This is a genomic window from Micromonospora sp. DT229 (genome assembly GCF_049844505.1).
Taxonomy (GTDB): Bacteria; Actinomycetota; Actinomycetes; order Mycobacteriales; family Micromonosporaceae; genus Micromonospora.
The window spans coordinates 1-11,892 of record NZ_JBNCLD010000038.1 but is presented as its reverse complement, the minus strand read 5'-3'; the positions used below and the strand labels follow the sequence as shown (position 1 = coordinate 11,892).

Below are 11,892 nucleotides of genomic sequence, written 5' to 3'. Positions count from 1 at the left end.
TTCCACTGCCGCCCGACTCGACACCTTCGCCCGTGTCGCACCAATCAACCCTTATACGCTGCTGAGATCACCTCATTACAGCTTAGCCATGCGATCGCCAAGTGCCGTATTAGCGAACCAACAGCCGGCCCCCTGTGGAAGCCAGTCAAATTCCTGGCATTGCTGGATTACTCTCGCGACGAGTTCGTCCAGCCCACCCTCCCAACGCTCGAATTCTTCTGAGCCAATATCACCAGGAACCATCAGGCCACGTTGGATAACGGCAGTTATCAAGTCGGATGCAACAGCGACGCCCGCTGAACCGCTCGCAGTGGCAACATCTCGTGCGATATCGATAATCCGGTCTACGGGCACCCAATCCGTCAATCCCTCATCCAAGAGGTCGCGAATGGCCTGGTCAACGTTACTGGACATGAACCTTCTGGGCTCCTGCGTTGGGTGGGAAGACGTCGATTGTGGCTCCTCCGGAACGCGACGCGCCACGCCATTGGATCACGGTCCCATCCGCGGCCTGATAAACGTCCGGGATCTTTGGTCCACGCGCCGGCATCCGCTGGGCGCCTTGGGTCCATTGGTCGAAGTAGCCGCGGAGCTCAGTTTCACTTCCGACCGTCCTGACGTGCCCTTGACGCCCCTTCGGAAGATCGTTGAGAGCACCACGCCAATCCCGGAGATCTGTTGTGACCCCGTTGGAATCTACGGAGAATCGCGCGTTCCCCGTTGGACAGCCGCCCGTGTTGTGCACGAGCACCGGCGTGTTGCCGGCCAGCACATAGTACGTGTGGCGTTGCTACGGCGGCTGCGGCGATGTCATGGCGTCGATCTTGGCAGGGAGCTGGGCTTTCGCTCAACCACCCCCCGACAGCTCATCGATTGTCGGCAATTTTGACCGCAGTCGTGACAGCAACGTGGGCGCACGCCGGGCTGAGCGCGCGAGGCGTGCAGTCGGCCGGTCTACTCGGTCGGTCGCCTGGCGCTGGTGGCGGGCTTCTTCTGTGCGCGGCGATCGATGAGCCGATCGACAGCGGCGACGCGGCGGTGGAGGCGCGCGGACCCGGCGTCGATGACGGTGGTGTCGATGCGGGCGAGGACCTCACGGGCGGCGTCGAGGTCACCTGCTCTGGCGTGGCCTTCGGCGAGCCAGGTTTGGTAGAGGGCGACTTCGCGGGCGTGGTCGTGGTTGTAGGCGGCGAGTGCGCGGGTGAGTAGGGGTTCGGCGGTGGTTGGTTGGCCGAGTTCGATGAGGCAGCGGGCGGCCATGACGTCGATCTCGGCCCGGTTGAGCCAGTAGACCCATTCGGGTTCGGCGATGCCGTCGGTGCGCTGGTCGTAGGCGTCGTTGACGGCGTCGAGGGCGCGGCGGGTGGTGTCGGTGTCGCGGAGGCGGGCGGCGGCCCAGGCGAGACGTTCCAGCAGCAGCGCCCGGACGAGCGGGGTGGCGTGGGGTGCGCCGGTGACGGCGGAGCGGGCAATGAGGAGGGCGTCTTCGCGTTTGCCGACGTTGGTGATCTGGTAGGCGAGGCTGGAGAGAAGTTGCGCGCCCAGTGCTCGGTCGCCGGCTGCTTCGGCGGCGGTGACGCCCGACAGGTAGAGGCGTTGGGCGTCTCGGTAGTGGCCGGCGTCACTGGCGACCCAGCCGGCGAGTTGGGCCAGTTCACCGATCACGGTGTGCAGCCGCTTGCCGAGTACGTCGGTGTAGGAGGCGGTGCGGGCGAGGTGTTCTGCCTGGTCGAGTTCGGCACGGATGACGGGGAGCAGGGTGCGGCTGCCGACAGTGTCGTCCAGGTGCCGAAGTTCGATCACCCGGGATTCCAGCGTCTCGATGAGCCCTGTGCCGATACGACGGCCGGCGCGTAGCTGCTGGGGGACAGGTGAGTCTCCGATGAGCCATTCGTGGGTGAGGCGGACCGGGTCTGCTGGGGTACCGATCGGCACGCCGAGGGCGTGTTCGTAGCGTTCGACGACGTCGGGGGTGGCGGGGCGGCGGCCGGTTTCGACGAGGCCGAGGTAGGACTTGCTGAAGTGGGTGAGCGCGGCCATGCCGGCAAGGCTGTGCCCGGCGGCCTCGCGGGCGGCTCGCAGGTGGGCGCCGAGGTCGGCGGTGTCGGGTGTAGACGGGGGAAGACCCTGCGGTGGTTCCATGGTCATCTCTTTCCGCTGATCCTGGTGGCAGGCCCAGCGGGGACGTGCATCGAGTCCGGACCTCTCTGGTGCTGTTCCGGGAGGGCCGGGACCGGTTACGAAGATCGGCATTCTTCATACCCAGGTGCGTGCCCGGCCCTCCCACCGTAGACCACGTACGTCTCCGGAGGGTTGGGCAGCGATCTCGATGCACGTGCCGGTTCGCCCGGCCTGGATCTGCGCGGGGTGTGGACAGGCGTGGCCGTGCCCGTCGCGTAAGCGTCAACTGTTGGCCGAGTTCGCCGGGGCGCGGGTGTCGCTGATGCTCTACCTGTCGCGGTTCTTCGTCGAGGCGTGCGTGGACATGCCGGCCACCACGTCGGGGACCCTGTATCGCCGGTTCTTTACCTGGCCATACGAGCGATCCGACGGCCGCCACGGTAACGAGAGCGCCCCGCCGGGGCGGTGATCCCAGCGGGACGTTCTCGGCTCGTCGCGTTCAGTCGTCGGAGTCGATGTCGTGGTCGTCGGGTTGGTCGGGTTGCAGCGCCTGGTCCATGGATTCGACGGCGTGGCGTTGCAGGCGGAGCCGGACGTGGGAGTAGATGTCGGCGGTGGTGTGGATCTGTGCGTGGCCGAGTAGGTCCTTGATCGTCACCAGGTCCACGCCCTGTTCGAGGAGCAGCGTGGCGCAGGTGTGTCGCAGGTCGTGGAAGCGGATGTAGCGGACGTCGGCGAGTTCGCAGATGGCCTGGTGGTGGCGGTGCACTGCGGCCGGGTCCATCGGCCCGCCGGTGCTGGTGGTGAACACGAGCCCGGTTTCGGTCCAGTCGTCGCCGGCGTCGCGCCGGTCGATGTCCTGCCGGGTGCGGTAGCGCTTGAGTGCGGTGACGCAGTCGCGGGGTAGGACGATGCGTCGTGCGGAGCGGTGGGTCTTGACCGGTTGGAAGGTGGGGCCGCCTCGGGTGCGGGCCAGGGTGCGCCGCACGTACAGGTGCCCGGCGTCGAGGTCGATGTCGTCCCAGCGTAGGCCGAGCAGTTCACCTCGCCGGAGTCCGGTGCGTAGCGCCAGTTCGAACAGGGGCCCGTGGCGGTGGTAGGCGGCGGCGAGCAGGTAGCGGCGGGCCTCGCCGGCGGTGAACGGTTGGAAGTCGCTGCGCGGTGTGGGTAGCCGTACCGAGCTGGCGACGTTGCGGCCGAGGAGGTCTTCGCGGACGCCGTCGGCAAGGGCGGCCGACAGGACTGCCCGGATGTAGCGGACGGTGGCGGGGCGGATGTGCTTGCGGCAGCAGTTGCCGATGGCGCAGCAGCGTGGCCGGCGGGCCTTGACCGGATGGTCGGGGTTCCGCTTGGCGTCCCAGCCCTGCGCGCAGCACTGGCACACACTCGGAAGGCGGTCGAGGAAGGCCCGCACGTCCCGGACGGTCAGCGTGCCGAGTTTCCGCGCGCCGAGGCCGGGGATCAGGAACCGGCGGACCAGGGAGTCGTACGTGACGTACGTGGTGGCGCGGAGCCGGTGCCGGGCGACGCCGGTCAACCACGCGGTCAGGTACTCCCCGACGGTCAGGTTCGGGTCGGCGGCCACGACCAGGCCCCGGTTTGAGTCGGCCAGCTTTTCGGCGAGCTTGTCCGCCGCCTGGCGGCGGGTGGCGCCGTAGACGTAGATGCGCTTGCGGGTGCCGTCGGCGGCGAGGACGTAGCCGGCGCCGCACCATCGACCGTCGGCGCGCTGGTAGATGGTGCCTTCGCCGTTGGCCTTTCTACCGGCCATGATCGGTCTCCTTGGTCAGTGAGTCGAGGTAGCCGGCCAGGGACCGGGCGGGAATGCGGCGGCAGCGGCCGATGCGGACGGAGTGCAGCCGGCGTGAGCGGATGAGGTCGTAGACGGTGTGGCGGCCGACTTGCAGGCGGGCCATCACGTCGGTGACGGTCAACAGGTCGGGGCTGGTCACGTGTCCTCCCCGAGTTGGCCGGTGTAGCGCCAGTCCCCGACGGTGAGCAGGTCGGTGGTCGGGTCGACGCCGATAGCTTCGGCGTGTCGGGTCAGCCGCCACCGGCGCCGCTCACCGCGCAGCGCGGCGAAGGTGGTCGAGTAGGCCAGTGACTTGCTGGTGACGTGGCCCCGGTAGCCGAGCTGGTGCGCCCACCGGCGCAGCCGCAGCCCTCGCAGGTCAGGCAGTCCGCCGAGCCGCCAGCAGGTCTCCACCAACACGCGGCCGTGCGCGGGTAGCCGGTCGAGGCTGACGCCGGGACGGCGGCCGGTGCCCGAGCAGACCCGGCACCAGCGCCGAGCGTCGTCGCCGGGGCGTAGGCCGTCGCCTCGACAAGCAGGGCAGAACAGCGGTGGCACGTCGACGCCGACGGCCTCGGCGGTCTTCGTGGCGTACTTCGCCACGTACCGGGCCACCACCACATCCCCCGCTGGCAGCGGCTGGATGTCGACCTGCAGCCCCCACCGCAACACACGCCCGCCGACGACCGCTGGCGTGGCGACGGCGACGACGGGGACCGCCCGGCGGATCGCGGTTTCCAGTAGGTGGATTGTGGCCCAGGTCGGCGGCGGGGTCGGCAGGCCGTCCGGTCCGTCGAGCCTGACGATCGCGTGGAAGTGGACCACGCCCCGCGCCTGGAACTCGGCGACCTTGGCGAAGGCCATCCGCACCTGCCATGCCGCCTCACGCCGGGACAGGCCCGCCACAGCCGCGAGCGTGCGGCGTGCCTCGGTGGTGAACCGCGCCCACAGCATCCCGGCATGTGCGTTGAACAGCACCTGCCCCGGATAGTCATAGCCACCCGGTTCGAGGGGGGTGCCGATCAGCGGATCGTCCGGCAGGTGCCACCGACCACACCCGGATCCGTCGGGATGGCAGGGACGAAGAACGCCGCCCCGTGCTGGGGCGAGGTGTACCGGCCCGAACGACGGCGCGGTCACCGTCACGAACACCCGCGGCCGGGCCACGGTGGTGGGCTCGTCGCGGAGCCCGGCGGCGATCAGGTGGAAGGCGTCGAGCTTATACAGCGTCGCACATGCCGGACACCGGGCGGCACGCCGGTTACGGCACCGCACCGTGATCGTCTGCCGGTCGCCGGTGTCGGCGAGGACACGGCCGGTGCCGGCCTCGACCAGCAGACCACGCCCGGTCAACCGGATCGGATGCCGGCACACACCGACCCGTCCCTCGACCTGCTCGGCGGCGGCGATGCGGACCAGGGCGTCGAGGTCGACGCCGTGCGGGGTGGATGGCATCATCGGCGCAGCTCCTCTCCACGCATGGGAGGGCTGCTTGCGGGGAGAGCGGCGGGGTGTTCTTGGCGGAATGAGCCGCCGCCCTCCCTGGCCTCATCGCTAGGTGGAGTCGCCCTGGCGGCGTCGGCGAGCAGCCGCAGCGGGTCACGCACCAGGCCAGCGGTGTCCGCCGCGATCCGGTCAGCGGCCTCGTCACTGACGTACGGTGTGCGGACCAGCGTGAACCCGGGCCGGCCTTCGGCGACCATCGAGGCGACCCCGATGTAGGCGGGGTCCTGCAACCGGCGCGGATGCTCATCGGGGAAGCCGGTGATGTCCGAGCCGAGCACCGCCGTGGCCGCCTCGCTGGTGCGCTGCGCGAAACTGACCGCGACCTGGCAGTTGTCCCGGATCTTCGTCGGGATCGCATCCCCGGTGGCCTTCTGCGTCGCCAGGATCACCTGGATACCGACGTTGCGGCCCTTACGCACCAACTCCTCCACCAGCCGGGCCGTCTGCCGCGCCAGCGCATCGCGCTTCTTCGACTCGGCATCGGTGCCCTTGGACTCGTTGAAGAACGTGTGCGCCTCATCGATCACCACCACGACCAGGGGCCACGAGGCGGACGGGCCGAGATGCCACACGTTCTTCACCCCGAGCACCGCCCGGATACACCGCTGACGGCCTGTCATCAGCTCATGCACCCGCGCCAGATGATCACGGACCGGCTCCGGATCGTCCTTCGCCGCAAGCCACGCCCGGCGGAACAGGTCGTCGTAGTCCGGGCCGCCCTTGCCGTCGATCAACACGAACTGCACCGCCGGACTGGGCGCAAGCTGGCAGAACCGGGCGTTCAGCAGCGAGGTCTTGCCGAAGCCTGCCAGCCCCGCAACCACCACCCCGGACACACCCAAGGAACGAATGGTGACCGGCTGCCCATCAGCGTCAACACCCGCCGACCATGTCCGCACGTGATCGGCGGTGGTGGTCTGCCCGTCCCAGGCGGTCGGTTGGGTGAGCGGGTCGACCAGCAGCGCCCGCAGCCGGACCAGACCGGGACGGACCTGCGCTACCCGTACCTGCGGCACCCGCCACGCGTCGGCGAGATGCCCGGCGGCGTTCTGGAACTCGACCAGGCCGAGCCGGCCGACCGTGGAGGCGTCGACCTCGACACCCCACCGCCGCGCCCGCACCCGGACCGCCGGCACCAGGTCCCGCCGCACCACCATCGTCTGTGGTCGAGACGACCACAACGGCGGACGGACGCGCTCGGTCTGCACTAGGCCCACCCGCACGGCGGTACGCCGCCACGTCCACCGGATCCGCCAGCCAACACGCATCGCCGGCCGGATCTCCGCGTCAGCCAGCAGATACCGCACCAGATGCGCGGTCAGCCATGCGACCACCACGACGGCCGCCGCGCCCAGCAGCACGGCGGGAACCACGGTGAGCAACCTCAAATGACTCGGATCGATCGTCATCCAGGCTTCACCGCCGTCAACGCCGACGCGCGGAAGATCTGCCACGGCCGGCCGTTCTTCTCCCCCGCCACCAACGTCAGCCCGGACGCCTTCACCCACTGGCCGACCGCGAGGTCCTTCGGCACCGACGGCTGCGGCACCGACACCCGCAACACCTGCGGGGTTCCCCCCTCCACCGTCAACGCCAGGGGCACCTCCACCAACGGCGCACCCGTGGCGCGGTCCGTGGCGGCAACCCCGTTCTCCTTGTCCTTGAACTGCGGTGTCGCCCCGGCGAGCACCAGCAGTCCCCTACCACCGTCAATCGGCAGTACCAACACGAGCGTTCTCCTTCGTTCGCCCCACCACACCCCGACGGCATGGTTACTAGGCTTCCTAAGTTTCACGTGACAATCGTGATCTGGTCAAGGGGTTTGACCCAGGAATCTTGGGTAGCCTGTGTAGCTCAATCAGGACGAGACGACTACGATCAGCACATGCCGCACGACGCCGACGACCGACGCGCCCTGTTCCAACGGGTCGTCGACGACATCGTCGACCAGATCCGCACCGGCAAACTCGCCCCCGGCGACGTGCTCCCCACCGCCCGGAGCATGGCCGACACCTACGGCGTCGCCTCCATGACCGCCCAACGCGCCCTACGAGAGCTGCAACACCGCGGCCTCACCTACGCCGTCGTCGGCAAGGGCACCTTCGTCCACCCCCAGGCACCCGAACGCATCGGCACCGACGCCGACGGCCGACCCATCGCCGCGACCACCCAGACCCCGGTCATCAGCGACAACCCGGCACTCAACCGGCGCCTCGCCCTCTACCTGCTCGAACGCGACCGCATCAGCGGCAAGATCGTCGACGCGTTCATGAACAAGGACACCGCCGCCGCCTGGCAAGCCACCGAAGAACTCGCCACCCTCCAACAAGCACACACCGACCTCGCCGACGACCTCGCCGCCTACGAGGCCAACCTCGGACGAGCCGCCGGCACCACCAGCAGCGCCCACGCCGCCGATCGGTCGACGAAGCGACGCAACCCCAAGGCGTAGCCCAGCAGCCCCGCCACCGACGGAGCCGCTGGGCTAAAAATTGCTTCACCTAATCAAGACGGCCCGGCCTGTCGGCCGGGCCGCGCGCGCACGCGCTACAGCCGTTCCGGCCCGCGCGCACGCGCCCACGCGAGGAGCAGGCAGCCCAAGCGACGCCTCCCAGTCGCGGCGATCAAGGCCGTGACGATCCCATCACGGGTCAACCACACACAGGTTCCGGGGATCGACGCCACGGCCGCTACGCGCCGTGCCACCGAGCCATCCCCGCCCTGTCGAGTCAATAGATCTAGTCGATATATTTGCATACATGCTCGCTATCTGACAGCAGCCGTGACAGCAACTCAGGCGCACAACCACGCCTCTCGGCACACCCCGCAGTTCTACAATTACTTTTCGTAACGAAATCTCTACCGCTCATCAGCGGCACCCGGCGTCTTCTTCGAGCTGCATTCGCGCTTCATCGGAGCAGAGCAGAGCAACGTTGAAGGGAACCTCTCCGCCGTTCCACTCTGGACCCAGCCCAAACGAATTAGCCCACTCAGAAGACACGTCCTTGATCAGCCGAAAGAAGATTTCCCGATCGGCCGGGCTGTCCACTAGCAACAGGTTCGCTTGTTCGATTACCAGCAAGTACGCATGAGCAGGACACCCAGGCAGCTCTGTAATGCATTCAGCGAATGCCGCCCAGTTCCAACCGAAGTACTCGGGGAAGCGAAACTCCCGAAAAAACTCGGCGAAAAACGCTTTAGCAGTACGCATTAGCCCGCCGTCAAGCTCTACCACGACCCCGCCAGACGCAGGCACTGACCTGCGCAAAGAATCAAGATCGGTCGAATCCGACAGCACGTGCATCCGGGGTTGGCTGGTGGTCCACAAGTCGTCGAAGTTGGGCATCATCAATACCTAACCTCGGCTGTTCAGTAAGGTCGCCTGCGGTTCATGATCAGAAATGAGGAAGTGCCTCCCGATCTGGGATGATCTGGCTTGTCGAAGGCCCATGATCGCCCGTACGGAAGGCACTTACCGAGTGAAGGCTACCGGAGCGCGCCCGAAGGTCATCGTGAGTGCCGACGGGCGTGGCGTGGTCGGCCATGCCGGCGCTCGCCTCCTCGCTGATGTCGCAGAGGTGACCGGGCTGACCGAGGCGTTCGGCGACGCCCTCGCCGGCCTGCGGCGGCGGCATGGCCGGCACGACCCGGGTCGGGTGGCGGTGGACCTGGCGGTGATGCTCGCCGACGGTGGCGAGGCGATCTCGGACCTGGCCGTGCTGCGTGACCAGGCAGACTTGTTCGGCCCGGTCGCGTCGGACCCGACGGCGTGGCGGCTACTGTCCGGCGTGGACGGTGAGGCACTGGGTCGGTTGCGTGACGCTCGGGCACGGGCTCGTCAGCTGGCCTGGGCCCAGATGGCCGAGGCCCGCAGCGGGCTCCCGCAGACAACCGCGGCCGGCCAGCCGGTCCCCGGCCTGGTCCTCGATCTGGACGCCTCGATCGTGCTGTGCCACTCCGACAAGGAATCGGCGACCCCGACCTGGAAGAAGACCTTCGGCTACCATCCGTTGTTCTGCTTCCTGGACAACACCCGCGAGGCCCTGTCCGGCCTGCTGCGGGAGGGCCGGGCTGGGTCGAACACCACCGCCGACCACATCACCGTCCTCGACGCCGCCCTGGCCCAGATCCCGGACGCCCACCGGCACGGCACCCCAATCCTGATCCGCACCGACTCGGCCGGCTGCACCCAAGGACTCCTCGCACACATCCGCGACCTACGAAAGCAGGGCGTGGACACGACATTCTCGGTCGGGGTCGCCATCACCGAACCGATCCGGCAGGCGATCCTGCACGCCAAACAGCACGCCACGTGGGTGCCCGCCCTCGACACCGACGGCGAACCCCGCGACGGCGCCCACGTGACCGAGCTGACCGGACTGGTTCCCGAAGACGGCTTCCCGACCGGGACCCGGTTCATCGTGCGCCGCGAGCGGCCACACCCCGGCGCGCAACTGAGCCTGTTCGACACCATCGAAGGCATGCGGCACCAGGTCCTGGCCACCGACACCCCACCCGGCCACGGCACCGTCCAGTACCTGGAAGCCCGCCACCGCGGTCACGCCCGCGTCGAGGACCGCATCCGCTGCGGCAAGGACACCGGCTTCGGCCGATTCCCGTCCCGCCTGTTCACCATCAACGCCGCCTGGCTGGAGATCGCCCTCACCGGCATCGACCTGCTCGCATGGACCCAGCTGCTGCTCCTCGACGGCGAACTCGCCGCAGCCGAACCCAAGAAGCTGCGCTACCGGCTACTCCACGTCGCCGCCCGACTCACCCGCTCCGCGCGACAAACCCGGCTACGCATCGCCGAGCACTGGCCCTGGGCCAACGACCTCGTCGCAGCGTTCAACCGCCTCGCCGCGCTACCCCGACCGATCACCTGAACCCGATACCCCGACCCGACGAGCAAACCTGGAGGAACCGGGCCGCGCGCCGGGTCACCACCATGCCCACACCACGGCGAGTCACCCAAGAAGATCAACAAGGCCTCTCACAGCCCTTGATCAACGCTTCACGAAAGACCGAGGCTAATAAAGGTTTGGTAGTGATCCGGGGTATAGTATACAGAGCCGTCAGATCCAGTGACAATTCGTTCGCCACCAGGCTTAGAGCGTGTTTGAGAAGGTCTGTTGTGGACGGCGTGGCGGCATGACTTCCACCGGCGGGACGGGCAGGGTGGCGCGGTGTCTGTTCGCCGTGGCTACCCTTCCGACCTGACTGACGCCCAGTGGGCGCTGATCGAGCCGTTGTTGCCGGAGCCGAACACGGACGGCCGCAGGGAGAAGCACCCGCGACGGGAGATCGTCAACGCGATCTTGTATGTGGTGCGGTCCGGGTGTCCGTGGCGGTACCTGCCCGCTGACCTGCCGCCGTGGCAGACGGTGTACTGGTACTTCACCCGGTGGGAAGAAGCTGGCGTGACGGAGAAACTCCTGGTCACGCTCCGGGTCAAGGCGCGGGTGCAGCAGGGCCGCGCCCCGGAGCCGTCGGCGGGGATCATCGACTCCCAGAGCGTGAAAGGCGCTGACACCGTCGGGCGGGACAGCCGAGGCTACGACGCCGGCAAGAAGATCAACGGCCGCAAGCGGTTCATCATCACCGACACCCTGGGCCTGCTGGTCACCGTGACTGTCCTCGCCGCGAGCTGGCAGGACCGCGACGGCGCCAAGAGCGCCCTGCTCGGCGCCTACATGGTCACCCCGATTCGACACGTCTTCGCCGACCAGGGCTTCACCGGCCGGCTGGTCGACTGGACCCGCGACATCCTGCGCACCACCCTGGAGATCGTCCGCAAACCCGCCGACCAGCGCGGCTTCGCAGTGCACCCGCGCCGCTGGGTCGTGGAACGCACCCTGGCCTGGCTCACCGCCTGCCGCCGACTCGCCCGCGACTACGAACGCCACCCCAAGGTGTCCGAAGCGCTCATCCGCTGGGCCGCCATCGCTGGCATGACCCGCCGCATCACCCGCGGTCAACCGGCACGACGTCAAGCCCGCCGCACCTTCACCTGGACCTGATCAACCCCATCTCAAACACGCTCTGAGCGTCGGGCAATCACCCTGCCCGAAACCGCGCCTACCCGCCAGCCCTCGACCAAGTCGATTAGCGGCGATGAATCATGGACTAAACGAAAGGGGGAGGCTAACGACTTTCAGAGGTCTTGACCGCACACAAGGAAACCACTACACTTCGACCTTTGCAAATGCCAACAGGGGCATGCACTCCTACATAAAGGGAAGTCTTGTTACGACGATCGCTAGTAGCAGCGTTCATTGCGGTTGCCGTTATAGCTCCATCGGCGTCAGCATCTGCAACACAAGCGGAGGCGGAACAGTGGCCCATTGACAACGGCTGGTCGGGGGGTATTTTCTCTCGCGCCGCTGTGGCGGCCAGTGAAGTAATCTCAGCGACTTTCCGGTAGGTATTTGTATTCGAAGTGGGTCAGGTGCAGGGCTGCGGCGATGATGTCG

The 11,892-nt window shown here is 67.8% G+C and carries 12 protein-coding genes; 4 read left to right on the top strand and 8 right to left on the bottom strand.

Features of this window, described 5'->3' with window-relative positions:
• Positions 1–75: 75 nt before the first annotated feature.
• Both ACLQ2T_RS28960 and ACLQ2T_RS28955 read right to left on the bottom strand, forming a co-directional pair.
• Positions 76–414: a hypothetical protein gene (locus tag ACLQ2T_RS28960; RefSeq protein ID WP_425769532.1), complete on the bottom strand. Its 339-nt coding sequence runs from the start codon at positions 412–414 to the stop codon at positions 76–78.
• Positions 415–954: 540 nt separating this feature from the next.
• A complete protein-coding gene (locus ACLQ2T_RS28955; protein WP_425769531.1) occupies positions 955–2,148 on the bottom strand; it encodes a helix-turn-helix domain-containing protein in 1,194 nt (397 codons plus the stop codon).
• A gap of 175 nt (positions 2,149–2,323) precedes the next feature.
• Here ACLQ2T_RS28955 and ACLQ2T_RS28950 point away from each other — a divergent pair, with 175 nt between their 5' ends.
• The gene (locus ACLQ2T_RS28950) at positions 2,324–2,590 is read left to right on the top strand and encodes a flavin reductase (RefSeq protein ID WP_425769534.1); all 267 of its coding nucleotides are present in this window, start codon (positions 2,324–2,326) and stop codon (positions 2,588–2,590) included.
• 30 nt (positions 2,591–2,620) lie between these two features.
• Here ACLQ2T_RS28950 and ACLQ2T_RS28945 read toward each other — a convergent pair whose 3' ends face one another.
• Genes ACLQ2T_RS28945 through ACLQ2T_RS28925 form a run of 5 tightly spaced genes read right to left on the bottom strand, consistent with a single transcriptional unit; the run spans position 2,621 to position 7,148 of the window.
• Entirely contained in the window at positions 2,621–3,892 is a 1,272-nt protein-coding gene (locus ACLQ2T_RS28945) for a tyrosine-type recombinase/integrase (protein ID WP_425769530.1), read from the bottom strand.
• Positions 3,882–4,073, bottom strand: a complete 192-nt coding sequence (locus ACLQ2T_RS28940) for a helix-turn-helix domain-containing protein (RefSeq protein WP_019031083.1) — start codon at positions 4,071–4,073, stop codon at positions 3,882–3,884. The genes ACLQ2T_RS28945 and ACLQ2T_RS28940 overlap by 11 nt, the downstream gene beginning before the upstream one ends.
• Positions 4,070–5,371: a replication initiator gene (locus ACLQ2T_RS28935; protein ID WP_425769529.1), complete on the bottom strand. Its 1,302-nt coding sequence runs from the start codon at positions 5,369–5,371 to the stop codon at positions 4,070–4,072. Before ACLQ2T_RS28935 ends, ACLQ2T_RS28940 begins: the two co-directional genes overlap by 4 nt.
• The gene (locus ACLQ2T_RS28930; RefSeq protein ID WP_425769528.1) at positions 5,368–6,828 is read right to left on the bottom strand and encodes an FtsK/SpoIIIE domain-containing protein; all 1,461 of its coding nucleotides are present in this window, start codon (positions 6,826–6,828) and stop codon (positions 5,368–5,370) included. The genes ACLQ2T_RS28935 and ACLQ2T_RS28930 overlap by 4 nt, the downstream gene beginning before the upstream one ends.
• Positions 6,825–7,148, bottom strand: a complete 324-nt coding sequence (locus ACLQ2T_RS28925; protein ID WP_425769527.1) for a hypothetical protein — start codon at positions 7,146–7,148, stop codon at positions 6,825–6,827. Before ACLQ2T_RS28925 ends, ACLQ2T_RS28930 begins: the two co-directional genes overlap by 4 nt.
• A gap of 156 nt (positions 7,149–7,304) precedes the next feature.
• Here ACLQ2T_RS28925 and ACLQ2T_RS28920 point away from each other — a divergent pair, with 156 nt between their 5' ends.
• Positions 7,305–7,871 (top strand): GntR family transcriptional regulator, encoded by a 567-nt coding sequence (locus ACLQ2T_RS28920; RefSeq protein WP_425769526.1) that lies wholly within the window; start codon positions 7,305–7,307, stop codon positions 7,869–7,871.
• Between the two features lie 417 nt (positions 7,872–8,288).
• On the opposite strand, the gene ACLQ2T_RS28915 is transcribed toward ACLQ2T_RS28920, so the two are convergent.
• Positions 8,289–8,765, bottom strand: a complete 477-nt coding sequence (locus tag ACLQ2T_RS28915; RefSeq protein ID WP_425769525.1) for a barstar family protein — start codon at positions 8,763–8,765, stop codon at positions 8,289–8,291.
• Between the two features lie 103 nt (positions 8,766–8,868).
• Here ACLQ2T_RS28915 and ACLQ2T_RS28910 point away from each other — a divergent pair, with 103 nt between their 5' ends.
• Both ACLQ2T_RS28910 and ACLQ2T_RS28905 read left to right on the top strand, forming a co-directional pair.
• Positions 8,869–10,305: an IS1380 family transposase gene (locus ACLQ2T_RS28910; protein ID WP_425769524.1), complete on the top strand. Its 1,437-nt coding sequence runs from the start codon at positions 8,869–8,871 to the stop codon at positions 10,303–10,305.
• A 243-nt stretch (positions 10,306–10,548) separates the two neighbouring features.
• Positions 10,549–11,439 (top strand): IS5 family transposase, encoded by an 891-nt coding sequence (locus ACLQ2T_RS28905; RefSeq protein ID WP_425769533.1) that lies wholly within the window; start codon positions 10,549–10,551, stop codon positions 11,437–11,439.
• The last annotated feature ends 453 nt before the right edge of the window (positions 11,440–11,892 follow it).

What these genes read in the sequence shown, in the direction of transcription:
- ACLQ2T_RS28960 (WP_425769532.1), bottom strand. Translation starts at nt 414, where the DNA reads ATGTCCAGTAACGTTGACCAGGCCATTCGCGACCTCTTGGATGAGGGA.
- ACLQ2T_RS28955 (WP_425769531.1), bottom strand. Translation starts at nt 2,148, where the DNA reads ATGACCATGGAACCACCGCAGGGTCTTCCCCCGTCTACACCCGACACC.
- ACLQ2T_RS28945 (WP_425769530.1), bottom strand. Translation starts at nt 3,892, where the DNA reads ATGGCCGGTAGAAAGGCCAACGGCGAAGGCACCATCTACCAGCGCGCC.
- ACLQ2T_RS28935 (WP_425769529.1), bottom strand. Translation starts at nt 5,371, where the DNA reads ATGATGCCATCCACCCCGCACGGCGTCGACCTCGACGCCCTGGTCCGC.
- ACLQ2T_RS28930 (WP_425769528.1), bottom strand. Translation starts at nt 6,828, where the DNA reads ATGACGATCGATCCGAGTCATTTGAGGTTGCTCACCGTGGTTCCCGCC.
- ACLQ2T_RS28920 (WP_425769526.1), top strand. Translation starts at nt 7,305, where the DNA reads ATGCCGCACGACGCCGACGACCGACGCGCCCTGTTCCAACGGGTCGTC.
- ACLQ2T_RS28915 (WP_425769525.1), bottom strand. Translation starts at nt 8,765, where the DNA reads ATGCCCAACTTCGACGACTTGTGGACCACCAGCCAACCCCGGATGCAC.
- ACLQ2T_RS28910 (WP_425769524.1), top strand. Translation starts at nt 8,869, where the DNA reads ATGATCGCCCGTACGGAAGGCACTTACCGAGTGAAGGCTACCGGAGCG.